22 protein-coding genes are annotated in these 22,173 nt (G+C 56.7%); 9 read left to right on the top strand and 13 right to left on the bottom strand.

Annotation, left to right across the window (positions count from 1 at the left end):
* The 5 genes from rsxA to blr all read right to left on the bottom strand — a co-directional run bounded on the left by rsxA (position 1) and on the right by blr (position 3,483).
* The gene (gene rsxA / locus M2416_RS08725; protein WP_025710820.1) at positions 1 to 582 is read right to left on the bottom strand and encodes an electron transport complex subunit RsxA; all 582 of its coding nucleotides are present in this window, start codon (positions 580 to 582) and stop codon (positions 1 to 3) included.
* A 78-nt stretch (positions 583 to 660) separates the two neighbouring features.
* Complete coding sequence (locus M2416_RS08730; protein WP_045858531.1) at positions 661 to 1,101, bottom strand: DUF2569 domain-containing protein; 441 nt, start codon at positions 1,099 to 1,101, stop codon at positions 661 to 663.
* Between the two features lie 179 nt (positions 1,102 to 1,280).
* Positions 1,281 to 1,496 (bottom strand): transcription modulator YdgT, encoded by a 216-nt coding sequence (ydgT, locus tag M2416_RS08735; RefSeq protein ID WP_041147653.1) that lies wholly within the window; start codon positions 1,494 to 1,496, stop codon positions 1,281 to 1,283.
* A gap of 362 nt (positions 1,497 to 1,858) precedes the next feature.
* Positions 1,859 to 3,229 (bottom strand): GH1 family beta-glucosidase, encoded by a 1,371-nt coding sequence (locus M2416_RS08740; protein ID WP_259223339.1) that lies wholly within the window; start codon positions 3,227 to 3,229, stop codon positions 1,859 to 1,861.
* Positions 3,230 to 3,345: 116 nt separating this feature from the next.
* Positions 3,346 to 3,483, bottom strand: a complete 138-nt coding sequence (gene blr / locus M2416_RS08745) for a division septum protein Blr (RefSeq protein ID WP_076946809.1) — start codon at positions 3,481 to 3,483, stop codon at positions 3,346 to 3,348.
* Between the two features lie 190 nt (positions 3,484 to 3,673).
* On the opposite strand from blr, the gene M2416_RS08750 reads away from it, so the two are divergent.
* Positions 3,674 to 4,714: an oxidoreductase gene (locus M2416_RS08750; RefSeq protein ID WP_259223341.1), complete on the top strand. Its 1,041-nt coding sequence runs from the start codon at positions 3,674 to 3,676 to the stop codon at positions 4,712 to 4,714.
* Positions 4,715 to 4,779: 65 nt separating this feature from the next.
* Here M2416_RS08750 and add read toward each other — a convergent pair whose 3' ends face one another.
* Positions 4,780 to 5,781, bottom strand: coding sequence for an adenosine deaminase (add, locus tag M2416_RS08755; protein ID WP_259223343.1), 1,002 nt, complete (start codon positions 5,779 to 5,781; stop codon positions 4,780 to 4,782).
* Between the two features lie 277 nt (positions 5,782 to 6,058).
* Between add and M2416_RS08760 the strand changes: the two genes are divergently transcribed.
* The 4 genes from M2416_RS08760 to metQ all read left to right on the top strand — a co-directional run bounded on the left by M2416_RS08760 (position 6,059) and on the right by metQ (position 9,360).
* The gene (locus M2416_RS08760) at positions 6,059 to 7,009 is read left to right on the top strand and encodes a bifunctional helix-turn-helix transcriptional regulator/GNAT family N-acetyltransferase (protein ID WP_259223346.1); all 951 of its coding nucleotides are present in this window, start codon (positions 6,059 to 6,061) and stop codon (positions 7,007 to 7,009) included.
* 234 nt (positions 7,010 to 7,243) lie between these two features.
* Positions 7,244 to 7,459 carry an RNA chaperone/antiterminator CspA gene (gene cspA / locus M2416_RS08765; RefSeq protein WP_076946813.1) on the top strand — a complete coding sequence of 72 codons (216 nt, stop codon included), beginning with the start codon at positions 7,244 to 7,246 and terminating at the stop codon, positions 7,457 to 7,459.
* A 537-nt stretch (positions 7,460 to 7,996) separates the two neighbouring features.
* Entirely contained in the window at positions 7,997 to 8,185 is a 189-nt protein-coding gene (ymcF, locus tag M2416_RS08770) for a cold shock small protein YmcF (protein ID WP_071844929.1), read from the top strand.
* 359 nt (positions 8,186 to 8,544) lie between these two features.
* Positions 8,545 to 9,360, top strand: coding sequence for a methionine ABC transporter substrate-binding lipoprotein MetQ (gene metQ, locus M2416_RS08775; RefSeq protein WP_259223351.1), 816 nt, complete (start codon positions 8,545 to 8,547; stop codon positions 9,358 to 9,360).
* Positions 9,361 to 9,404: 44 nt separating this feature from the next.
* Here metQ and M2416_RS08780 read toward each other — a convergent pair whose 3' ends face one another.
* From M2416_RS08780 to yedE, 3 genes are all read right to left on the bottom strand, one after another.
* The gene (locus M2416_RS08780) at positions 9,405 to 9,851 is read right to left on the bottom strand and encodes a GNAT family N-acetyltransferase (RefSeq protein ID WP_259223353.1); all 447 of its coding nucleotides are present in this window, start codon (positions 9,849 to 9,851) and stop codon (positions 9,405 to 9,407) included.
* Positions 9,852 to 10,122: 271 nt separating this feature from the next.
* Positions 10,123 to 10,356 carry a sulfurtransferase-like selenium metabolism protein YedF gene (yedF, locus tag M2416_RS08785; protein ID WP_041145813.1) on the bottom strand — a complete coding sequence of 78 codons (234 nt, stop codon included), beginning with the start codon at positions 10,354 to 10,356 and terminating at the stop codon, positions 10,123 to 10,125.
* Complete coding sequence (gene yedE, locus M2416_RS08790) at positions 10,353 to 11,564, bottom strand: selenium metabolism membrane protein YedE/FdhT (RefSeq protein WP_041145812.1); 1,212 nt, start codon at positions 11,562 to 11,564, stop codon at positions 10,353 to 10,355. The genes yedF and yedE overlap by 4 nt, the downstream gene beginning before the upstream one ends.
* Before the next feature lie 264 nt (positions 11,565 to 11,828).
* Here yedE and M2416_RS08795 point away from each other — a divergent pair, with 264 nt between their 5' ends.
* Together M2416_RS08795 and M2416_RS08800 are read left to right on the top strand one after the other, a co-directional pair.
* The gene (locus M2416_RS08795) at positions 11,829 to 12,857 is read left to right on the top strand and encodes a CorA family divalent cation transporter (RefSeq protein ID WP_259223356.1); all 1,029 of its coding nucleotides are present in this window, start codon (positions 11,829 to 11,831) and stop codon (positions 12,855 to 12,857) included.
* Between the two features lie 84 nt (positions 12,858 to 12,941).
* Positions 12,942 to 13,301, top strand: a complete 360-nt coding sequence (locus M2416_RS08800; RefSeq protein ID WP_259223358.1) for a TonB family protein — start codon at positions 12,942 to 12,944, stop codon at positions 13,299 to 13,301.
* A gap of 51 nt (positions 13,302 to 13,352) precedes the next feature.
* Here the strand turns inward: M2416_RS08800 and M2416_RS08805 are convergent, their stop codons facing one another.
* Together M2416_RS08805 and malX are read right to left on the bottom strand one after the other, a co-directional pair.
* Positions 13,353 to 14,525 carry a MalY/PatB family protein gene (locus tag M2416_RS08805; protein WP_259223360.1) on the bottom strand — a complete coding sequence of 391 codons (1,173 nt, stop codon included), beginning with the start codon at positions 14,523 to 14,525 and terminating at the stop codon, positions 13,353 to 13,355.
* Between the two features lie 50 nt (positions 14,526 to 14,575).
* Entirely contained in the window at positions 14,576 to 16,168 is a 1,593-nt protein-coding gene (gene malX / locus M2416_RS08810; RefSeq protein ID WP_123708138.1) for a maltose/glucose-specific PTS transporter subunit IIBC, read from the bottom strand.
* Positions 16,169 to 16,340: 172 nt separating this feature from the next.
* On the opposite strand from malX, the gene M2416_RS08815 reads away from it, so the two are divergent.
* Positions 16,341 to 17,369 carry a Mal regulon transcriptional regulator MalI gene (locus M2416_RS08815; protein ID WP_041145808.1) on the top strand — a complete coding sequence of 343 codons (1,029 nt, stop codon included), beginning with the start codon at positions 16,341 to 16,343 and terminating at the stop codon, positions 17,367 to 17,369.
* A 26-nt stretch (positions 17,370 to 17,395) separates the two neighbouring features.
* Here the strand turns inward: M2416_RS08815 and M2416_RS08820 are convergent, their stop codons facing one another.
* Together M2416_RS08820 and manA are read right to left on the bottom strand one after the other, a co-directional pair.
* Positions 17,396 to 18,940: a YdgA family protein gene (locus M2416_RS08820; protein WP_259223362.1), complete on the bottom strand. Its 1,545-nt coding sequence runs from the start codon at positions 18,938 to 18,940 to the stop codon at positions 17,396 to 17,398.
* Positions 18,941 to 19,038: 98 nt separating this feature from the next.
* Positions 19,039 to 20,217, bottom strand: coding sequence for a mannose-6-phosphate isomerase (gene manA / locus M2416_RS08825; RefSeq protein WP_259223363.1), 1,179 nt, complete (start codon positions 20,215 to 20,217; stop codon positions 19,039 to 19,041).
* Positions 20,218 to 20,413: 196 nt separating this feature from the next.
* Between manA and fumA the strand changes: the two genes are divergently transcribed.
* Positions 20,414 to 22,060, top strand: a complete 1,647-nt coding sequence (fumA, locus tag M2416_RS08830; protein WP_259223365.1) for a class I fumarate hydratase FumA — start codon at positions 20,414 to 20,416, stop codon at positions 22,058 to 22,060.
* The last annotated feature ends 113 nt before the right edge of the window (positions 22,061 to 22,173 follow it).

Raw genomic sequence — 22,173 nt, forward strand, 5'->3', positions numbered from 1 at the left:
TTACAACTTCACCAAACCACTAAAGCCCATAAATGCCAGCGACATTAAACCTGCCGTCACCAGCGCAATGGCGTTACCGCGAAACGGCGCCGGGACATCAGCAACCACCAGACGCTCGCGAATGGCGGCAAACAGCACCATTACCAGAGAGAAGCCGACCGCCGCCGCAAAACCGTACAGCGCGGACTGCAAAAAATTATGCCCAAGGTTAATATTCAGCAGCGCAACGCCGAGCACGGCGCAGTTGGTGGTGATCAGCGGCAGGAAGATACCCAGCAGGCGGTACAGCGCCGGGCTGGTTTTGCGCACCACCATTTCGGTGAACTGTACGACCACCGCAATGACCAGAATAAAAGCCAGCGTGCGTAAATAGACCAGATTCAGCGGAATAAGAATCCAGGTATCAATCAACCAGGCGCAGATAGAGGCCAGGGTCATCACAAACGTGGTGGCCAGCCCCATTCCCATGGCGGTCTCCAGCTTTTTGGAAACCCCCATAAACGGACACAGTCCAAGAAACTTCACCAGCACGAAGTTGTTAACGAGGACGGTACCAATAAAGAGCAGTAAATAATCAGCCATCAATTCGACCTGAAACGGAAAAAGCCGCCTATTATCGAATAAAACGATACCGGCGACAACAGGTTAACTGTGGGGTTATTACGGATTGACGAAGGTCCGCTTAACCCGTTCGGAGCGCTTGAAGTAAGGAACCAGCAGCGCGGCAGCAAGAAGAGGGAACAGCAGCTGGCGCAGGGCCAGAACGTCCGATATTGGCGAAAAGGCAAAAGCTTTAATCGCCAACAGCAGAGAGATCAGCAGCCAGATAATATAGTGCTTCGGCACCACCTTCCGCCGTTTGAAAAAGGCCAGCGTCAGCCACAGGGTGTAGTACCACATGGCGACGGCGAACAGCAGGGATGCAATCCACAGGATAAGATTCCCGGCGCTCATTGCGCTCAGCAAGGAGAACGTTTGGGGCGCCATGAGCGCGTTGGCAAAGATAAGCAGCGATAGCGAAGCGCTTAACAGCGCAACCAGTAGCCACGCAAGCGGCCCCAGCAGCCATCCGCCAATTCGTTCTGCAGAGTCAGAGGACATACTTTCTCCCGGATTTAACGCCAGTGAAATACCCGTTGAGCGTCAGGCTGCGCGCGCATGCCTGCGCAAGCGTCTGTACATTCGCGCTGCTCGCCCGGCGGGCCGGCGCTCAACCTGTTCAGGTACGGATCAAAATCAAGGGCGGGAGTATAAGCAACTGGCGTGCTTCAGAACAGTTTTTATTGCACGTAACGCCAGACGGACTTGGGAACCTGGCCAATATCGAACAGTTTACCGCCAGAAACCAGCTCGGCCCGGCGATGGTCAGCGGCGCGGTACATATTAACAATCTCTTCGTTATCGGTCAGGGAGTAGTTAAGGTGGTCAAAAAGCTTTTCCAGACTTTCCAGCGAGCTGATTTTACGAAATTTTAATAAATAGTCCTGAACGGTCATTTGCGTATCCATTTTATAATCGGAATAAATATGAGCCTGTCCCATTAGGTTATTTGATTTGCCATTTTGGCCCAGGGCCGTGCTCACATCCTCACGCACTTCGCGCGCGCTGCGGTTGTTCCACGCTCCCGGTATCACAAACAGCGGCACCGTTACCCGGCGGGATCGCCTCTAAGTCGAATATTACCAACTTTCAGTAAACCTGCTCTAAACCAGCGGCACCTTATTAGCGGTGCCTGGGCGGAATTATTTCGGTTGTAAATACTAAAGACAAGAACTGATTACATTCCTGGTGTAGTAACAAGAAATTTAAGAATATTCTAGCGCTGAATCAGGCGCCGGACGGCGCCTGGAGGAGAAGATTAACGCTGTTGGCCGCGGCTGGCAATAACGTTTTGATACCAAAAATAGCTCTTTTTCCGTTTGCGGGCGAGCCCCTGCTGATGGTCGACAAAAACGAAGCCGTACTGTTTCTGATAGCCGTTCAGCCAGCTCAGCAGGTCGATAAATGACCAGGGATAATAGCCGCGTACGTCGGCGCCGGCGTCGATCGCTTTTTCCAGCGCACTAATGTGGGCGCTGAGATAGTCGATACGCGGATCGTCGACAATTTCGCCGTCAATAATCGGATCTTTGGCGCCCAGGCCGTTTTCGGTGATGTAAATCGGAATATCACCGTAGCGCTCCTTGATCATCATAATGCCGTCCGTTAACCCCTGGGGCCAAATTTCCCAGCCCCATTCGGTATAGGTGCTTTGCGGATTACGCACGAAGTGGAACAGCCCCTCAACGCCAGGCTCGCCGCCGCTTAATCCTTCCTGCGGATGGGCTGAAACGGTTTCGCGGCGATAGTAGTTCAGGCCGATAAAATCGCTGTGGTTTTCACGCAGCAGCGCGTCATCGCCGGGGGCAAAGCGCGGCACGCCCCACAGCGCCTGGGTTTGCTGCAGCAGCCCTTCGGGATAGGTGCCTTTTAACACCGGATCGTACAGCCAGTGGGTATGGATAGCGTCAGCCATCTCGGTCGCCAGGCGATCCTCTTTGCTATCGGTGAGCGGCGTATGCGGCTGCAGAACGTTGACGAAGCCAATCTCACCCTTAATACCCATTTCACGAAACGCTTTAATCGCCATCGCGTGGGCCACAAAGACGTGGTGACAGGCCTGAATGGCGCGGGCCGGATCGCGCACCGCCGGCGGATGGCAGCCGTTAATGTAGCCATGACCAATAAAAACGATGGTCTCGTTAAAGGTGGCCCACAGCTTGACCCGAGAACCGAAACGCGTGTAGCACAGGCGCGCGTATTCGGCGAAGGCCTCCGCCGTGCTGCGGGCTTCCCAGCCGCCCTCATCCTGAAGCGCCTGCGGCAGATCCCAATGGTACAGCGTGATCATCGGCTCGATATTGTGCGCCAGCAGCTCGTCGATCAGATCGCTATAAAACTGAACGCCGGCTTCGTTGACCTCGCCGCGGCCGCCGGGCAGCAGGCGCGGCCAGGAGATGGAGAAACGGTAGCTCTGCAGGCCCATTTCGGCCATCAGCGCGACGTCTTCGCGAAAGCGGTGGTAGTGATCGACGGCGACGTCGCCGTTGGTTCCCTGGAAAGTAGCGCCCGGCTGGTGAGAGTAGATGTCCCAGATCGACGGCCCTTTCCCGTCGGCATCGTGGCCGCCCTCAACCTGATAGGCTGCGGTAGCGGCGCCCCATAGAAAATTTTGCGGAAATGCGGCCATGAGAAAAGCTCCTTAGCAAATGATAAGGAGAGTGTAATAAAGGGTTATACGGAGATGCAACCGGTTTCAGAAACCGGTTGCATACTTGCGAAGCGGGTCACTCTTTAGCGTTAACGCTATTTTGTCTGCACAACATTAGCGGGAGGCGGGGATTGGTAGTTATCAATGTGATGCGCGATAACCAAAAGCAGGGCCGAAACGCCAAGAACAACCCAACCTATAAGCTCTACAATTCTGCTGAAAACGGCTGACATAATTCTGCTATTTAAAGTTAAAACAGAGCTAAATGTTACTAAATGCCGCGAACAACGCAAGCATTAGCTGGCGAAGTTTTCACGACTGGTGCAAGAGTGAGCGGTCGATAATGCATAAGCAAAGCTAATAAGACGTTTGGGTCTTATAGTTATGGTGAATTCCCGAACTTTTCGCCAGAGAGGTTGCAAGATGAGTGACAATATTCGCGTCGCAATAATTGGCTACGGGTACGCCAGTAAAACGTTCCATGCGCCGCTGATAAGCGGTACGCCGGGAATGACGCTTGCCGCGGTGTCGAGTAGCGATGAAGGTAAGGTGCGGATCGATTGGCCAGCGGTGCCGGTTGTGGCCGAACCCCGCCAGCTGTTCGACGACCCCAACATCGACCTGATCGTGATCCCTACGCCGAACGATACCCACTTTCCGCTGGCAAAGGCCGCGCTGGAGGCGGGAAAGCACGTGGTGGTGGATAAACCCTTTACCGTGACACTGTCACAGGCCCGGGAGCTGGATGCCGTTGCCAGGAGCCGGGGACGGCTGCTTTCGGTGTTCCACAATCGCCGCTGGGACAGCGATTTTTTGACCGTTAAATCATTGATTAACGAAGGGCTGCTGGGGGAAGTCTGCTATTTCGAATCGCACTTCGACCGCTATCGTCCCCGGATACGCGACCGCTGGCGGGAGCGGGGCGGCCCGGGGAGCGGGATCTGGTTCGATCTTGGCCCCCATCTTCTCGATCAGGCGATCTGCCTGTTTGGCCTGCCGGTCAGCATGACCGTTGATCTCGCCCAGCTGCGCCCGGGGGCGCAGTCTACCGACTATTTCCATGCGGTGCTGGTTTACCCGCAGCGCCGGGTGATCCTCCACGGCACTATGCTGGCGGCGGCGGAAACGGCGCGCTTTATCGTGCACGGATCGCGGGGAAGCTATATCAAATACGGCCTCGACCCGCAGGAAGAGCGGCTAAAAAACGGCGAGCGCCTTCCGCAGGAGGACTGGGGGTACGATATGCGCGATGGCATTCTGACGCGCGTTGACGGGGAGGATCGCAGCGAGGAGAGCTGGCTTACGCTGCCCGGCCATTATCCGGCGTACTATGCCGCCATCCGCGATGCGCTAAACGGGAATGGCGAGAATCCGGTACCGGCGAGTCAGGCTATTCAGATTATGGAGCTGATTGAGCTGGGGATTGAATCAGCAAAGCATCGGGCGACGCTATGTCTGATTTAACAGGCCTGATTTAACAGGTCTGATTTAAGATGAGACGCCCGGCAGGATTGCTGCCGGGCAGGAACCTAGACGCGCTGCACGCGCTGGATCAGCGCCGCTTTTTCCTCCGCGCTGAGGAAGGAGAGCGCCAGACCGTTGATTTGCGCCTGGCGGATTTGCTCGCGGCTGAGACCCGCAGCCGGGGCGGCAACGTTATATTCATGAATAATATCGACGCCCTGTACCGCCGGATCGTCGGTGTTAATCGAGGCCAGCACGCCGTGCTCGAGGAAGGTTTTTAACGGATGCTCGGCCAGCGACGCGACGGTGCTGGTCTGAATATTCGAAGTCAGGCAGGATTCAATCCCGATACGCTGCTCGGCTAAAAAGTCCATCAGCGCCGGATCCTGCACAGCCTTGACTCCGTGTCCGATACGCTCAGCGCCCAGCTCACGAATGGCCTGCCAGATGCTTTCCGGGCCAGCGGCTTCTCCGGCGTGGACGGTAATGCGCCAGCCGGCGTCGCGGGCCTGGGTGAAGTGTTGCATAAACAGGGTACCCGGGAAGCCGAGCTCATCACCGGCCAGGTCGAGCGCGGTAATGCCGTCGCGATGGGCAAGCAGCGCGTCAAGCTCCTGCTGGCAGGCGGCCTCGCCGAAGGTGCGGCTCATAATACCAATCAGCCGCGCTTCAACGTTAAAATCGCGGCTCCCGTCGCGCACGCCGGCAATGACCGCCTCAACCACGCCGTCGACCGGCAGCTGGTGGGTCATCGCCATATAGCGCGGGGAAAAGCGCAGCTCAACGTAGTGCAGGCCGTTGCGCGCCGCGTCTTCTACGTTTTCATACGCGACGCGACGGCACGCTTCCAGCGAGGCGAGCACCTTTACGCCCCAGTCAAGCTTGGCAAGGAAGCTCACCAGATCGGGTTCGTTGCTGGTGACCTGGACATGAGGACGAAGGGTATCGAGGGTGGTTGCCGGGAGCGCGATGTTAAACTGGCGGCCAAGATCGAGAATCGTTTGGGCCCGGATGTTGCCGTCAAGATGGCGATGAATGTCGGTTAATGGCAAAGTTGAATCAATCATGGTCGCACTCATTTTTTAGTAAAAGTGCACATCATTATACAACAGGGTTATAACTGTTTAAAAGTATTGAAAAAATCCTGTCTATACAAGCATCTGGCGGCGCTGTGGGAACCGCTGGCTCTGTTTAAGATCCCGCATGGCGATTTTGTCCCCGCCTTTGCCGCGCGTCTATCTCTGCCTGCGCGCGCATTTTCAGCAATCGCGGCGCCGGTGAGGGCGTTGACAGCACGCTGGTGATTATGGTTGTATTGTACAACTATGTTGTCAGGGCGGTTTTATGAATACTGAAATGCAGATCGTTGAAGAGATACGCGTGGCTTCCCGGCAGATGGTGCGGGAGCTCGGATTCATGAACAACACTCTGGCCGCGAGCCCATACTCCCCCTCGATAGTGCATACTCTGCTCGAAGTGCATGCGCAGGGCCAAATGACGGCGGCGCAGCTGGTGCAGATTCTGGGGCTTGAGAAGTCCAGCGTTAGCCGCATGTTGGCAAAACTGGTCAGCGCCAACGAGCTGGAAGAGGTGCCGTCGACGAAGGATGCGAGGGTCAAACACCTGGGCCTGACGGCAAAAGGCCGGGAAACGGTGGCGAAAATTAATCAGTACGGTAGCGAACGGGCGATCGCCGCGCTGAAAAAAATGAATCCCCATCAGCAGCAGACCGTGTCACAAGGGCTTAAATACTACGCCAGTGCCCTGGCCGCCTGTCGCGAAAACAGCGAGATCGCTGCCCGGGATTCGCTTGAAATTATTACCGGCTATCACCCCGGCACCATCGGGCGCATCGCGGAAATGCACGGTAGCTACTATGCCAGAGAGCACCATTTCGGCGTTTTCTTTGAATCCAAAGTTGCCGCTGGCCTGGCTGATTTTGCGGGCCGTCTGGATAAAGCCTGTAATCAGATATGGCTGGCCGTGTTGAACGGGCGCATCGTGGGCTCTGTGGCGATTGACGGCGAGGATCTTGGCAACGGCGAAGCGCATCTGCGCTGGTTCATCCTCGATGACGGATGCCGCGGCAGCGGAGCGGGCAGAAAACTTATCGCCGAAGCGATGAGGTTCTGTGAAGAGAGCGGCTTCAGTTCCGTTCAGCTCTGGACCTTCAATAAGCTTGCGGCCGCGCGTCGGCTATATGAATCGTTTGGCTTTACGCTGGCCAAAGAGTGGCAGGGCGATCAGTGGGGAAGCCTGATCATCGAGCAGCAGTTTACCTGCAGGTTGCGTTAAATATTCATGGCTTCTCGGTGGGAACAGAAAATAATGCTTGCTATCAATGGTTATCTATGTGATCAATAGCAGGTCGGTTTGGTACACAGAACCAATAAAGCGGTTTAGTAAAGCAGTCCTCATCTCAAGCGTTATTCCTAAATAATCCTTTTTTCGAGCCTCCTTATCGTTATTAATTAATTTCTGTGATGCGAACTTTTTCGCCGCAAGGCTTTGAATATTGGGATAATACTTATGTCTGGTAAGATGATTGGTTTAGTAAAATGGTTTAATGAAAGTAAAGGTTTCGGCTTTATTTCTCCAGTAGACGGCAGCAAAGATGTTTTCGTGCATTTTTCTGCGCTGCAGGGTGATGGCTTTAAAACTTTATTTGAAGGGCAGAAGGTCGAATTCACTATCGAGAGCGGCGCCAAAGGTCCTGCTGCCGGTAATGTCGTTCTGCGCGACTAATTAATTTTGCGTTTTTATGAATCTGCGATAACGATGACGGTGTAATCCCGAGTAGTCAGATTGATAAAAAATGCGAGCGGTTGAGCTAAGTCGGCAGTATCTGCTGGCTTTAATCGATGCGGTAGATTGGTTTTTGTCTGAAATTTCAGCAGGCTGAATGCCGTATGTTGTGCTGTAGCGTGAAGAGTTCTGTGGGCTGATGCAACTTAATCATCACCCTGAGCTAACGTACGTAAAAGGAGTGACCGCCTCCTGAAACAGGACACTGTTTTACATTGTGTAAATTTTTGTATTTCGTACGCCTGCGGGCAAATTAAAAACTAACAACATCCAAAATAATCGCTGATAAAGTAACATGGTTTGATCTGAAGTGATTTTCAGATTTATCGTTAAGAAATAATGACAATGACGTCTTTGTTTTACCAACCATTCGAACAGTGATTTCCGCTGTCATTGAAGGTCAAGAAGAACCTTCAGTTAAATATGGCTAAATGCCCCTGCGGTAGTGAATGTTGTAGCAAATAAAAGGCTAACATCATGACTGACCACATTCATTTCAGGTGCCCATGCTGCCATGGGTCACAGTACAGAACATCAAACTATGATGTATCTGAAAGCAATCCATTCGGTGCGAAATGTATCTTTTGTAAATCTTCGATGATTACATTTGATAATATTGCCCCCTATATTTCGGCAAAAGCCGCCGTATCTGGATTACGCAATTAATCAAAAGGCCCCGCAAGGGGTCTTTTAACATCTGTGCGACGGTGCCAGCTTCCACCACGGCAGGATTCAAATGCTCGCTGGGCGCTTATGCTCGCGCATCTGGCAGTCTTCAGTGCGAACCGCAACCGTACATCCAGCCCCGGCCATCGCCGGGGTTTTGCTATTTTAGCGTTTAGCGTTCAGCGTCGGCCGCGCCGCAGAGCGTGTGGGCCAACGGCAGTCTGCCTTCCGCGCTCATAGCAAAACGCTATTAATCATAGTGAATCAGTATTTAATTTTGGCGATGGGATTTTCTATAGTTCCAGGTGCTACTTTTCCTGCAATGAATGGCAGGCTATTTTAAAAAGGACTCTGGGACTATGGTATTCACGCTAAAAAAATTTGCTGTTTCGCTGGCCGTTGCCGGCTCTCTGCTGCTGACCGCCTGCGGCCCCGCGGGAGGGGATCCTAATCATATCAAGGTGGGGATCAGCGCCGGTATTGACCAGCAGGTGTGGTCGGTGGTGCAAAAGGTGGCGAAAGAGAAGTACAACCTCGACGTCGAAGTGGTGACCTTTAACGACTTCGTCCTGCCGAACGAGGCGCTCAATAATGGCGATCTCGACATCAACGCTTTTCAGCATAAGCCGTATCTGGATAAGCAGATTCAGGAGCGCGGCTATAAGCTGGTCGCGGTGGGGAACACCTTCGTTTACCCCATCGCCGCCTATTCGAAGCAGATTACCGCTATCGACCAGCTGCCGGACGGCGCGCAGGTTGCCGTGCCGAACGATCCGACTAACCTTGGCCGTTCGCTGCTTCTGCTGCAAAAGCAGGGGCTGATTACCCTTAAAGAGGGCACCGGCCTGCTGCCGACGGCGCTGGATATCGTCAACAATCCGAAGCGCTTAAAAATTGTTGAGATTGAGGCCCCGCAGCTGACGCGCGCGCTGGACGACAGGCAAATATCCCTCGCGATTATCAACACCACATTTTCCAGCCAGGTTGGACTGTCGCCGAGCCGTAACGGGCTGTTTGTCGAAGACAGGCACTCGCCGTACGTCAATATTTTTGCCAGCCGCATCGATAATAAAGACAGCGAGAAGGTGAAAAATTTGGTCAAGGCGTATCAAACCGATGAGGTGGCGGCGGCTGCAGAGGAGCAGTATAAAGGCGATGCGGTTAAAGGCTGGTAATCTCTTTTTCGGTATCAGGGCCACGCCCTGATACCGAATGTCGCTTATTTATTGAGCATTTTATTGTAGACAAAAAAGTCCGTATCGCGCACGAAACCGTTGCGTTCGTACAGCGCCTGCGCCGGAGCGTTGTCGGTGGCGGTACTGAGCATGATAAAGGCTGAGTCTGTTTCCTTCGCCAGCTGCTCTGCGCGCTCGATAAGCTTCTGCGCGACGCCGTGCTTGCGCGATTTGCCATCGACGTAGAGATCGTACAGCAGCCAGATCCTCTTCATTTCTAATGAGCAGAACAGCGGATAGAGCTGCGCGAAGCCGGCGGGCTGGCCGTCAACTTCCGCGAAAAAGATAACTGATTCATTCAGCTCTAAACGTTTGAGAATAAACTCACGGGCCTGAACCGGCTGGGCTTCTACCTGATAAAAATTACGATAGCCAAGATACAGCGGCAGAATTTTATCGACATCCTGGGGCTGGGCCTGAAATATGTTCATTACGTACCTCCTACTAAAAGTAGGATAATTGTATTACAAATAGCTTTCAGGTAAACCGCGGGGGAACGGGGACGGGTCGCTGTACGGCGAGGTTGCCGCACGCGTGGCGTCTTATTGACGTCCGTTCGCCAGGCGAATTACCCTGCGGGCGAAATAATGCGTGGGAATCGCGATCGAAATCATATCGTAGCCAAAAAATAGCCGCTTATCCTTCTGGCCTCGCTGCTTTGTTGGCCGAACGGCAGGCCGGCGACCTGCCGTTTTTACCGACCTATTTCTGAATCAGATAGCGGATGGTCGGCCCGTCCTGCTGAATATCCAGAACGGTGTAGCCGTAGTTTTTCGCATCGTGCGGAATATTGTTGATCGACTGCGGGCAATCGCTGACCACTTCGAGAATTTCCCCCTTCTTCAAGGACGGCATTGCTTCAAGCGTCGCGACGGCAGGATAGGGGCAGGGCTCGCCGACCATATCGAGGCGGTAATCAGGAACGATAGTTTTCATGCGGTGTCCTTAGCGCCGGCAAGGGCGGCGGATTTTTGACGGAAAAAGCGTTTTTCCCAGGCAATGACCAGCATCAGGGCGATAAACAGCAGGAGATAGGTGACCAGCAGGCCGCCGAAAGGACCGAAGGTGGTCAGCAGATTGACCTTATCCCAGCGGGTGGCCAGCGCTGGCGACAGGTCGTCCCAGAAGTAGGCCAGAATGGTTGAACCGATAACGTTGCCCAGACCGACCCACCAGTAGTGAACCTGGCCTTCAACGGCGCGATACATCCAGCCGGTTTCACAGCCTCCGGCGAGAACGATCCCAAAGCCGAACAGCAGACCGCCGATGACCGCATTGGGGCCGGCCCACATGATCTTCGGTTCCATTCCGAGCTGCACGTAGCTAAAGATGCCTATTGCGCTGGCGGCCATGCCGAAAATAATGGCTTTGGCCATATAGGTCCGGCCGGTTATCCACATATCGCGAAACGCCGAGGTGAAGCAGATCTGCGCCCGTTCAATAAGCAGGCCAAAACCGACGCCAAAGAGCATAGCCAGCCCCAGCTTCGGCCGGTCGACCGCGGTCAGCAGACCCCAGGCTATCATGGCGAAAAAGACCAGCATACCGAGGCGAAAACGGCGCCGGGCCTGCTGAGGCTTTTGGGTTAACGGCGAGGCCGCGGAGACTTTCTGCATCCTGACCGGAATGCGAAAAATGGGCAGCAGGGTGAAGCGGGCGCCAAACCAGGTGCCGATAGCGGTGGCGATAGCGAAAAACCAGGCGTGCAGAGAGAACTGGGGGATCCCGGTGAAAAAGGCCGCCAGATTACAGCCCATCGCCAGACGGGCGCCAAAGCCGGCAATAATACCGCCAGCGACGGCCTGGATAATGCGGATTCGGCTACGCGGCATGCGCAGCTTAACGTTATTCGCCCACAGCGCGGCGGCAAAACAGCCGCCGAACATGCCGATAATCATCATTCCGTCGATGCGGGTTAACGGCGTTCCCTCAAGATGGATGAGCTTATAGTAGCCCCACTGCTCGCTGTGCACGCCGGCAAGCTGCAGCAGCTGCCCGCCCCAGCGGGTAAATTCGCCGGTAACGGCCCAGAAGGTGCCGGTAATACCAAAGTAATAAGTCGAAAGAATACCTGCGGCAATAACCGCCGGAGCGGGTGCCCAGAATTTAATCAGGTAGGTTTGTTTGAACTGCTGCCATGTCATAGAGAGGCCTCTGAACTCAGAAGGTAAATCACCCCCGACGGGGTTTAAGAGCAGGGGATAATACGCTGGTGGTCATGACAAAACGCTCGACGGGATCAAAAGGCCTATTTTTCCTGCTCACAATTAGCGCCCGCGGGATAAAGAAAATATGTCATTCAGGCTACCGTTTTATGACCAAATCATTAACCTTGCCAAGGTGGCTAAAATAGCGAAAGATGACCGCGTTCGGGCCCGAATACTGCTCAATGAGATCCTGAGGGATATATGAGTCAAGACGTTACGTTAAAAATGTTAAAGCCCGATTTTGATATGGAAGTGTCCGGGTTGGTTTATGGCTATCTGTTCCGTGAAGATAACGCGCCGCGAAAAATATCCTCGAATGAGGTCTGCGCCGAATATCATGAGCTGGTGGGCGAAAATGATTTCGTCTGGCTGCACCTCAACCTGAATCATGCCACTGCCGAAAAATGGCTGATGGCGCATTTTCCCGTCGACGACTTCTTCTTTGAGGAGATCCGCGATGGTTCCCACACCACGCGCATCGAACGCCAGGGCGACAGCCTGTTTGCCGTTCTCAACGACGTGCTGTTTAACCCCAAAGAGACCACCTCTGAAACATCAACGCTGTGGCTCTACTGCAGCCAGAAGCTGGTGGTGACGGCGCGCTATAAGCCGCTGCGCTTTATTGAGTGGATGCTGCCGCGACTGGCAGCGCTAAAGGTAAACTCCTCTACCGAGCTGCTGGCCTTTTTGCTGGAAGAGCAGGAGGAGGTGCTGGAGCAGGTGGTCAGGCAGGCCAGCCGCCACGTTGATGCCATCGAAGAGCGGCTGCTCAGCAACCACGTTCAGCGCAACCGTGCCGATCTGGCGCGCCTGCGCCGCATGCTGCTGCGCTTTCAGCGCCTGCTGGCGCCGGAACCGGCGGCGATGTTCCGTCTGCTGAATCGCCCTCCGGCATGGATTGACCGGGCGGTAGTTCAGGAGTTTCGCCAGTTCACGGAGGAGTTTACCGTGGTGCTGAATGATTTATCTGGCCTGATTGAGCGCATCAGCCTGCTTCAGGAAGAGATTACCGCCAGGCAAATGGAGCAAAGCAACCGCACGCTGTATACCCTGACGGTGATTACCGTCCTGGCGCTGCCGATTAACATCGTGGCCGGCTTCTTTGGCATGAACGTCGGCGGCATCCCGCTGTCGGCCAACCATCATGGCTTTATGCTGCTGGTGCTCATTGTCGGCATCTTTACGGTCGGCGCCGGGTATCTGGCCTTTCGGCGGCGGGACGATCTTTAGACGTCAGCTATTATTTTCGGTAGAAGACCGCCGCGCCGGCCTGCGCTATCTTATTGAGAGGGATTCTCAATAAGGAGCTATGGAATGACGAAACTCAGCGCACTGCTGGTACCGGGCCTGCTGCTGTTGCTGCTGTCGGGTTGCGCGACCGACGGCGTTAAAAAGCCATTAGCGCAGCCGAAACTGCTGAAAAAGAGCCAGCCGGTCTATCCGATTGTGGCTTACGCCAACCGTCTGACGGGCTACGTTCAGGTTGTCTATGATGTCAACGCGCAGGGCAAAGTTGAGGAGCTGCGGATTACGGATTCACAGCCCCGCTATCTGTTTGACGAGGCGGTGGTGAAGGCGATGGCGCAGTGGGAGTTTGAAAAGAATAAACCGTACAACAACATGGAGATGCGCTTTCGCTTCAGCTTCGCGCCGGTTAATCTACAGGGCCTGTGAGGTCGCGTGGATGAGCGTTACGCGGCGCCTGGCGTAACGCTTCGTGAAGCGCTACGTCAGCGAACGCAGGGCGGCAATCAGCCCCTGAACCCCTTTCTCAAGCTTCACCCGCGGACACCCGGCGTTGAGGCGCACAAACCCCACGCCCTCCTCGCCGTAGGTCGAACCCGGCATGATGGCAATCTTTTGCTCGTGGATTAACGCCTGCTGCAGGGCGCTGTCGTCAACCTTGAGCGCCCGTAGGTCAATCCACGCCAGATAGGTCGCCTCCGGCGGCTGCCAGTTCAGCTGCGGGAAAGCCTGATTCAGCTCGCGGGCAATATAGCGCAGATTTTCCTGCAGATAGGCCCGCAGCGCGTCCAGCCAGCCGGTGCCTTCGCGATAGGCGGCAATATGGGCAACCAGCGCCGGGACGCAGGGCGAGGAGAGGCCATCCCGCGATTTCAGCGCGTTGAGGTAGCCCTCGCGGGTAGTAACGTCGTCAATCAGGCCATAGGCGCCGGTCAGCGCCGGAATATTGAAGCTTTTTGACGCAGAGGTAAACAGCGCCCACGGGCCGCGGGCGACGTCGCACCACGGCGTATGCCGGTGGTTTTCCCAGGTCATATCCATATGGATTTCGTCGCTGATAACCTTGACGCCGTGCTTTTCGCAGAGCTGGGCCATCGTCGCCAGCTCGTCGCGGCTCCACACCTTGCCGGTGGGATTATGCGGGCTGCAGAGCAGCAGGATTTTATTGCGCGGCTCGGCCAGCGCCCGCTCCAGCTCGGCCATATCGCAGCGCCACTGGCCGGGGTGAGCGACGAGCGGGACCGGGACCAGCCGGCGCTGGTTGCCGGCAATGGTCTTATAGAAAGCATCGTAGGCCGGCGTATGCACCACCACGCCGTCGCCGACCTCGGACCACTGGCGGAGGATTTCCGCCACCATATAAATCACCGATGGCCCGTAGACGATGGCATCGCTCTCGACAGGGCTCTGAAAACGACTGGCGAACCAGTGGCTAACGGCGCCGAGGAACTCGTCGTTTTTCCAGCGGCTGTAGCCAAAAACGCCGTGGGCCAGGCGCTGGCTGACGGCGTCAAGAATGCAGGGCGCGGTGGCAAAATCCATGTCGGAGATGGTAAAGGGCAGCAGGTCGGCGGTGCCGAAGCGGTCGGCGACGTAATCCCACTGCGTACACCAGGTACCGTGGCGATCGACGGGCGTTGAGAAATCAAACATCGGAACTTCCTTAATCTGAAACCCCCTCCTGACGGGAGGGGGCGCGGCGTTTATGCCTGGACGGTATTCATCAGGACGCTCATCTCATCCTTCACCGACTGGACCTGCGGCCCAATGACCACCTGGAGATTATGCTGATTAAGCTGAACGACGCCAATGGCGCGGTTGGCCTTCAGCGCGGCGGCGTCGACTTTGCTCATGTCGCTGACCGACAGGCGCAGGCGGGTAATACAGTTATCCAGGGAGGTGATGTTCTCTGCGCCGCCCAGCGCGGCAAGGATCGCCGGCACGTTATAGCCGGACTTGCCGACGCTACCGGCGGTGGCTTTCTCAAAGGCGGCGCTGTTTTCGATATCGCGACCCGGCGTTTTGAGGTTAAAGCGGGTGATGGCGAAGCGGAAGATGCCGTAGTACACCGCGAACCAAACGGCGGCGACCACCGGAACCAGATACCACTTGGTCGAGAGTCCGTGCAGGATGCCGAAGACCACGAAATCAATCACGTTGCCGTCGGTATTGCCGATGGTTACCCCGAGCACCGCCATGATGGTGAAGCCGAGGCCGGTCAGCAGGGCGTGGATGAGGTACAGCGCCGGAGCGACGAACAGGAACAGGAACTCCAGCGGCTCGGTGGTGCCGCCAATGACGCAGGCAATGACGCCGGAGATCAGCAGACCCTTAATTTTGTGGCGATTTTCCGGGCGTGCGCAGTGGTACATGGCCAGCGCCGCGCCCGGCAGGCCGCCGAGGAACGCCGGCATTTTGCCCTGGGAGAGGAAGCGGGTGGCGCTTTCGGAGAAACCGTGGGTTTGCGGGCAGCTCAGCTGCGCCTGGAAGATAGTCAGCGCGCCGCTGACGCTGTGGCCGCAGACGTCCATGGTGCCGCCCGCTTCGGTAAAGCGGATCAGCGCCACCAGAATATGCTGCAGGCCGAAGGGCAGCAGCAGACGCTCGCCGGTGCCGAAAATCATCGGACCAAAGTTGCCCGCGCTGTTAATGACGTTGCCCAGGGCGTTGATACCCATCGCAAAGATCGGCCAGACCAGCGGGATGGCGAGGCCAACCAGCCCCATCACCACGGTGGTCGCAATAGGCACAAAGCGGGTGCCGCCGAAGAAGGCCAGCGCATCCGGCAGGCGGATATTGTGAAAACGCTCGTGCAGCATCCAGATAATAATCCCGGCGATCACCGCGCCGAGGATCCCGGTATCGATCGACTGAATGCCGATAACGTTCTGGATATTGTTGGCTTTAAGAATGGCCGCATCGGTGGTCGGCAGAATGCCTTTCGCCGTCAGCCAGAAGTTGACCGCAAGGTTCATTACCGCATAGCCGACGAAGCCGGCAAAGGCGGCGACGCCTTTATTTTCGCGCGCCAGGCCCAGCGGAATGGCGATACAGAACATCACCGGCAGGAAGCTGAAGGCGAAAGAGCCGATCTTGCTCATCCAGACGAATACCGCCTGCAGCAGCGGGGTGTTGAGCCACGGCTGGAGGGTCAGTACATCATGGCTGCTCAGGGAGCTGCCGATGCCCAGCATGATCCCACAGAATGAGAGCAGGGCCACGGGTAGCATAAAGGTTTTCCCTAACTGCTGGAAAAATTCCCACAACGTAATTTTTGGGGCTGTTTTCGCCGTCATAACACGAATCCTGCTGCTGAGGTTATTGGTAGGATGTAACGTCATGGGAAGATAAAACGTTTTACCAATTTTTAGTGCGATAAAAATCACATAATCACGCGATAATAACGTTTATAAAGGTCACTCATTGATAAAACGTTTTATCGACAGCCACAGGGAGTCGGTTGCAGGCATGGCTATCGCAAGAAAGATCACCATTAACGATGTGGCCCAGGCTGCGGGCGTTTCGGTCAGCACGGTGTCGCTGGTGCTGAGCGGTAAAGGCCGCATCTCGTCCGCCACCGGCGAACGCGTCAATCAGGCCATTGAGCACCTGGGCTTTGTCCGCAACCGCCAGGCGGCCTCGCTGCGCGGCGGGCAGAGCGACGTGATTGGCCTCATCGTCAGCGACCTCTCGAAGCCCTTCTACGCGGAGCTTACCGCGGGGCTGACGGACGCTCTTGAATCCGCAGGCAAGATGGTCTTCCTCACCCAGGGCGGGCGTCGGGGCGAAAAAATGCTCCAGCGTTTTGAAACCCTGGTTTCGCAAGGGGTCGACGGGGTGATTATTGCCGGCGCTATCGACCAGGGCGGCGAGCTGCGCGACCGGGCGGCAGAGGTCGGCATGCCGCTGGTGTTTGCTTCCCGGGCCAGCTACCTCGAGGATATTGATTTAATCCGCCCGGATAATATGCAGGCCGCGCAGATGGTCACCGAACATCTTATCCGCCGCGGGCATCAGCGTATTGCCTGGCTGGGCGGGCAAAGCTCGTCGTTAACCCGCGCCGAGCGGGTGGGCGGCTACTGCGCGACGCTGCTGAAGTATGGCCTGCCGTTTCATAGCGAATGGGTGGTGGAGTGCGAGTCGAGCCAAAAGCTGGCGGCGGAGGCGATGGCTTCACTGCTGCGGCAAAATCCGACCATCACCGCGGTGCTGTGCTACAACAGCGTCATCGCCACCGGCGCGTGGTTTGGCCTGATGCGGGCAGGGCGCCAGAGCGGTGAAGACAGCGTGGAAAGCTATTTTGAGCAGCGCATTGCGCTGGCGGCGTTCGCCGAAGTGCCGGAGGCCGCGCTGGATGACGTGCCCTTAACCTGGGTGACCACGCCGGCGCGAGAGATGGGCAAAAGCCTCGCCGGGTGTATTCTGCGTCGTCTTGAAAAGGGGCCGGAGTCCGCGCGCAACCAAATCATGCCGCCGCGGCTGGTGACCAGAAAATAGCCCTCCGGAGAGGGCTGTTTCGCGTCTTACTGCTGCGGCGTCACCGGCGGGACCAGCTCTTCCGGCTCCGCGCTCTGCGGCGCGGAATCTGGCGCCGCGGGAACCGACAGGCCGAACATCCCGGCGAACTCATCCAGCGGCATTTTCTGTCCGTTCAGGGTGACCTGGCCTTCGGCATACTGCAGGCTGGAGGTGATGGCGTTATTCTCCATGGCGGTGATGCGGAACATCTGTCCCATAGCCGCCAGGCCTTTGACCTGCTGATCCGCAAGCTTGGCTGCGTCAGCCGGCTGATAGCCTTCCAGACCCGCAATCTGGGTCATAAATTCGGTCGCCATCTCTACCGGAACGACCAGCTTGCCGTCCAGAGATTTCACGCTGCGGTCAATCTCGTCGGCCAGGGTTTGCGCCGGAGCGGTTACCACGGTCGGATCTTTCAGCAAAATTGACAGATTAAAGGTGCTTTCGCCCTTCGCGTTGCGCCAGCTCAGCGGGGCGATGGTCAGCGACGGGCTGCCCTTCAGCAGCACCGGCAGCGCCTTAAAGAAGGTCTCGGTCAGCGCCTGCTGGTAAAGCTCCGGATTCTGCGCCAGCTCCGGCTTCGCCATCAGCGCCTGCGCTTCGCTATTGTACTGCTGGCTAAACTGGTGCCACGCCTGGCCGTCGAGATTATCCAGCTTCACGGTCAGCTTGCCGCTGCCCAGATCCTTGTTCTGCAGCTTGAGGCTGTTAACGGTGTAATCAAGCTGGCTGTTGATGCCCTTGCCGTCTTCGGTCAGCGTCGATTTGCCGTCGATATTCATCCCTTCCAGCAGGGCCAGCTCTTTGCCTTCGACGCCAATCGCCAGCTTCTCAAGCGACACTTTTTGCTTGCCGATGCGCTCGTTAAAGCTGGTCATCTCGGTGGCGCCGTCGGTTTTTAGATTGCTGAAGTTCAGCTGCACTTTCTGATTGTACTCGTTGACCGCGTTGATCTGGCCGCTGCCCGCTTCACCGGTCAGCGCGATCGCCTTGCCGTCACGATCGGCATTGAGCTGGAACTGGCCGCCGCTAAAGGTGACCTTTTCGTCGCCTTTACTGTAATCCAGGGGCTGCAGATCGATAGCCGACCGGCTGTCGCCGCTGTAGGCAATCAGGGTGTCAATGGTAAACGGCGTGCTGCCTTTAGCGATATCAAACAGCGCCTTACTGGCTTCGTTATTGACCAGGGTGGTTTTGACCGACGCCATCGACGGGCCAAAGTGGCCGCTCTTCAGCGCCGCCAGCGGGAACGGCCCGTGGCTGACGACTTCGTCAAAAACCAGGGGCTGTCCGGCAGCGAGCCAGCTGCTCTCTTTGCCCGCGGCCGGCTTCACAACCAGCTGCAGGTGGCTGCTGAACAGGCCGCGCTGATAGTTCTGCCAGCCCAGTTCCAGCCCGGCTTCCGGGGCGCTGTTTTGTAGCTGAGCGTTGGCCTGCTGTACCACCTCGGCGATCCGGCTTTCCAGCTGCTTGCCCGTATACCAGGAGCCTCCGGTCCAGACCACGCCCAGGGCCACGATAATTCCTGCTGCGACCAGCGATTTCTTCATAGTATTTGTCCATAAATAAAACCAGGCGCAAGAAGCCGCCTGGTTGTGCTGTCATGATGGGTCAAAGTCTAGCAAGAGCGGCTAAAAACTTCAGTAACTTACTGGAGCTTATTAAAGACGCGCGCCAGGCGGCCGCTGCCGCTTACCGCAACCGGCGATTCATCGCTGGCAATAAACGCCGACTCGCCGGGCTTCAGGATCAGAGCCTGCTCGCCTTTGCGGATCGTCGCTTCGCCTTCGACGCAGAAAATAATCGCGGCGCTCTGCTGGGCGAGAGTAGATTCCTGTGCCGACAGCGCGTGCAGGGAGAAGGCAAAGTCATCGACCGGGATTGGGAAGTCCAGCTCGGCGCCGTGCTGATGCGGCTGCGTCAACAGCTCGGCGGCCGGTTTGGCTTCGAACTTAACGTTGGCAACCAGCTCCGGAATATCGATGTACTTCGGCGTCAGGCCGGCGCGCAGCACGTTATCCGAATTGGCCATCACTTCCAGCGCCACGCCCTGCAGGTAGGCGTGCGGCGTTTCCGCAAACAGGAACATGGCATCGCCAGGGTTCAGCTTCACCACGTTAAGCAGCAGGGGAGAGAACAGGCCGCTATCGTCCGGATAGAACTCGGCGATCAGGCGAATGGTCTGCCAGGGTTCGCCCTGTTCGGCGTCGAGCGCAGACTGCAGGACGCTTAAGGCGTGAGATTTTTCTTCGCCCTGCATATTCAGCAGGCTGGCGAACAGCTGGCTTAAGCGTTCAGCATCCGGGCTGCTGAGGAACTCGCCGATCGCCGGATGGGCGCTGGCAACCGGCTGCAGAAGCGCGGCGATTTCCGCAAATTCACGGAAGGCGTTCATGGCCAGGAACGGCGTCAGGGCAAATACCAGCTCCGGCTTGTGGTTCGGATCCTTGTAGTTGCGCTCTGCGGCATCGAGTGGGATCCCGGCGGCATTCTCTTTGGCAAAGCCGATTTCAGAGGCCTGCTTATTCGGGTGCACCTGAATCGACAGCGGCTGGGCGGCGCACAGCACTTTAAACAGGAACGGCAGCTCGCCGAAGCGCTCGGCGACCTTGCTGCCGAGCAGGCTGGCTTTATCGCTCTCGATAAATTCGCGCAGCGAGCGCGGGCTGCCGCTGGCATCGAGGATCTGTGAACTACTTTTCGGGTGCGCGCCCATCCACAGCTCCGCCATCGGCAGATTGTTGGGGTTAGCAATTCCATAAAGTTCGGTTAATGCGGTGTGACTTCCCCAGGCATAGTTCTGTACTGAGTTAACGAGCTTCTGCATTCTCAATCCCTGTTTCCACTTGATAGTAATCGCTCTATTAAACCAGTAAACGCCTGAGAATCAACTGCTGAAAGAAAAAGTCGACCTTGTCTCAGTTTTTGTTAAAAAATTGTGTAAAATCGATCGACTCGCTTTTCTACAGGCAAATGGAGTGTCTGCCTGAAATATAATCAGCCAAGCAGTAAGTGAGAGCACAATGTCGAATAAACCGTTTGTTTATCAGGATCCTTTTCCCCTCAAAAAGGATGACACCGAGTATTATCTCCTCAGCAGTGACTACGTCTCCGTTAGCGAATTCGCCGGTCAGGAAGTCCTTAAAGTTGAACCCCAGGCGCTAACCCTGCTGGCCCAGCATGCCTTCCACGACGCCTCCTTTATGCTGCGCCCGGCGCATCAGCAGCAGGTGGCCGATATCCTCAGCGACCCGGAAGCCAGCGAAAACGACAAATACGTCGCCCTGCAGTTCCTGCGTAACTCTGATATCGCCGCTAAGGGCATTCTGCCGACCTGCCAGGACACCGGCACCGCCATTATTACCGGCAAGAAGGGCCAGCGGGTGTGGACCGGCGGCGGCGATGAGGCCGCGCTGGCGCAGGGCGTCTACAACACCTACATTCAGGACAACCTGCGCTATTCGCAGAACGCTGCCCTCGATATGTATAAAGAGGTCAATACCGGCACCAACCTGCCGGCGCAGATTGACCTCTACGCCACCGACGGCGAGGAGTATAAATTCCTCTGTATCGCCAAGGGCGGCGGTTCGGCCAACAAAACCTACCTCTACCAGGAGACCAAGGCGCTGATCACCCCGGCGAAGCTGAAGGACTACCTCGTCGGGAAGATGCGCACCCTCGGCACCGCCGCCTGTCCGCCGTACCACATCGCTTTTGTTATCGGCGGGACCTCTGCGGAATCGACGCTGAAAACCGTGAAGCTGGCCTCCACCCACTATTACGACGGTCTGCCAACGGAGGGCAACGAGCACGGCCAGGCGTTCCGCGACGTGCAGCTCGAGCAGGAGCTGCTGCTGGCCGCCCAGGAACTCGGCCTCGGGGCGCAGTTCGGCGGCAAGTACTTTGCTCACGACATCCGCGTTGTGCGCCTGCCGCGCCACGGCGCCTCCTGCCCGATTGGGATGGGTGTCTCCTGCTCCGCCGACCGAAACATTAAGGCCAAGATCAACCGTCACGGGATCTGGCTGGAGAAGCTGGAAAGCAATCCGGGCAAATATATTCCGCAGGCGCTGCGCCAGGCGGGTGAAGGTGAGGCGGTGAAGGTTAACCTCAACCAGCCGATGAGCGAGATCCTGGCGCTGCTGTCGCAGTATCCGGTGTCAACGCGCCTGTCGCTGAGCGGCACGATTATTGTCGCCCGCGATATCGCCCACGCGAAGCTCAAGGAGCTGCTGGATAACGGCGAGGCGCTGCCGCAGTACGTTAAAGATCACCCGATCTACTACGCGGGTCCGGCCAAAACGCCGGACGGCTACGCTTCCGGTTCGCTGGGGCCGACAACCGCCGGGCGCATGGACTCCTACGTCGATCTGCTGCAGTCGCACGGCGCGAGCATGGTGATGCTGGCAAAAGGCAACCGCAGCCAGCAGGTGACCGACGCCTGCCACAAGCACGGCGGCTTCTACCTGGGCAGCATCGGCGGCCCGGCGGCAGTGCTGGCGCAGCAGAGCATCAAGAGCCTCGAGTGCGTGGCCTGGCCGGAGCTGGGAATGGAAGCTATCTGGAAAATTGAAGTAGAAGACTTCCCGGCGTTTATTCTGGTGGATGACAAAGGCAACGACTTCTTCCAGCAGATCCAGACCTCGCAGTGCGCGAGCTGCGTGAAATAAGCGTCCCCGCCTTTGGCTGAGTGCCTGCCGGTTAATCTGCCGGCAGGCACCGCTTACCCGCCGCTGTTGTGCTCCTCGGTGCGGTTATTTATGCCGCTTAGCGGCACGAACGA

Origin of the sequence: Klebsiella sp. BIGb0132, from assembly GCF_024810075.1 — a bacterium.
GTDB classification, from domain to species: Bacteria; Pseudomonadota; Gammaproteobacteria; order Enterobacterales; family Enterobacteriaceae; genus Klebsiella; species Klebsiella terrigena.

Bases quoted from the DNA above. Each gene is read 5' to 3' on its own strand.
- metQ (WP_259223351.1), top strand. From the start codon at position 8,545: ATGGTATTCACGCTAAAAAAATTTGCTGTTTCGCTGGCCGTTGCCGGC.
- M2416_RS08795 (WP_259223356.1), top strand. From the start codon at position 11,829: ATGAGTCAAGACGTTACGTTAAAAATGTTAAAGCCCGATTTTGATATG.
- M2416_RS08815 (WP_041145808.1), top strand. From the start codon at position 16,341: ATGGCTATCGCAAGAAAGATCACCATTAACGATGTGGCCCAGGCTGCG.
- fumA (WP_259223365.1), top strand. From the start codon at position 20,414: ATGTCGAATAAACCGTTTGTTTATCAGGATCCTTTTCCCCTCAAAAAG.
- M2416_RS08740 (WP_259223339.1), bottom strand. From the start codon at position 3,229: ATGGCCGCATTTCCGCAAAATTTTCTATGGGGCGCCGCTACCGCAGCC.
- rsxA (WP_025710820.1), bottom strand. From the start codon at position 582: ATGGCTGATTATTTACTGCTCTTTATTGGTACCGTCCTCGTTAACAAC.
- M2416_RS08805 (WP_259223360.1), bottom strand. From the start codon at position 14,525: ATGTTTGATTTCTCAACGCCCGTCGATCGCCACGGTACCTGGTGTACG.
- add (WP_259223343.1), bottom strand. From the start codon at position 5,781: ATGATTGATTCAACTTTGCCATTAACCGACATTCATCGCCATCTTGAC.
- M2416_RS08820 (WP_259223362.1), bottom strand. From the start codon at position 18,940: ATGAAGAAATCGCTGGTCGCAGCAGGAATTATCGTGGCCCTGGGCGTG.
- malX (WP_123708138.1), bottom strand. From the start codon at position 16,168: ATGACGGCGAAAACAGCCCCAAAAATTACGTTGTGGGAATTTTTCCAG.
- M2416_RS08780 (WP_259223353.1), bottom strand. From the start codon at position 9,851: ATGAACATATTTCAGGCCCAGCCCCAGGATGTCGATAAAATTCTGCCG.
- ymcF (WP_071844929.1), top strand. From the start codon at position 7,997: ATGACTGACCACATTCATTTCAGGTGCCCATGCTGCCATGGGTCACAG.
- M2416_RS08750 (WP_259223341.1), top strand. From the start codon at position 3,674: ATGAGTGACAATATTCGCGTCGCAATAATTGGCTACGGGTACGCCAGT.
- M2416_RS08760 (WP_259223346.1), top strand. From the start codon at position 6,059: ATGAATACTGAAATGCAGATCGTTGAAGAGATACGCGTGGCTTCCCGG.
- yedE (WP_041145812.1), bottom strand. From the start codon at position 11,564: ATGACATGGCAGCAGTTCAAACAAACCTACCTGATTAAATTCTGGGCA.
- blr (WP_076946809.1), bottom strand. From the start codon at position 3,483: ATGTCAGCCGTTTTCAGCAGAATTGTAGAGCTTATAGGTTGGGTTGTT.
- manA (WP_259223363.1), bottom strand. From the start codon at position 20,217: ATGCAGAAGCTCGTTAACTCAGTACAGAACTATGCCTGGGGAAGTCAC.
- yedF (WP_041145813.1), bottom strand. From the start codon at position 10,356: ATGAAAACTATCGTTCCTGATTACCGCCTCGATATGGTCGGCGAGCCC.
- cspA (WP_076946813.1), top strand. From the start codon at position 7,244: ATGTCTGGTAAGATGATTGGTTTAGTAAAATGGTTTAATGAAAGTAAA.
- M2416_RS08800 (WP_259223358.1), top strand. From the start codon at position 12,942: ATGACGAAACTCAGCGCACTGCTGGTACCGGGCCTGCTGCTGTTGCTG.
- ydgT (WP_041147653.1), bottom strand. From the start codon at position 1,496: ATGACCGTTCAGGACTATTTATTAAAATTTCGTAAAATCAGCTCGCTG.
- M2416_RS08730 (WP_045858531.1), bottom strand. From the start codon at position 1,101: ATGTCCTCTGACTCTGCAGAACGAATTGGCGGATGGCTGCTGGGGCCG.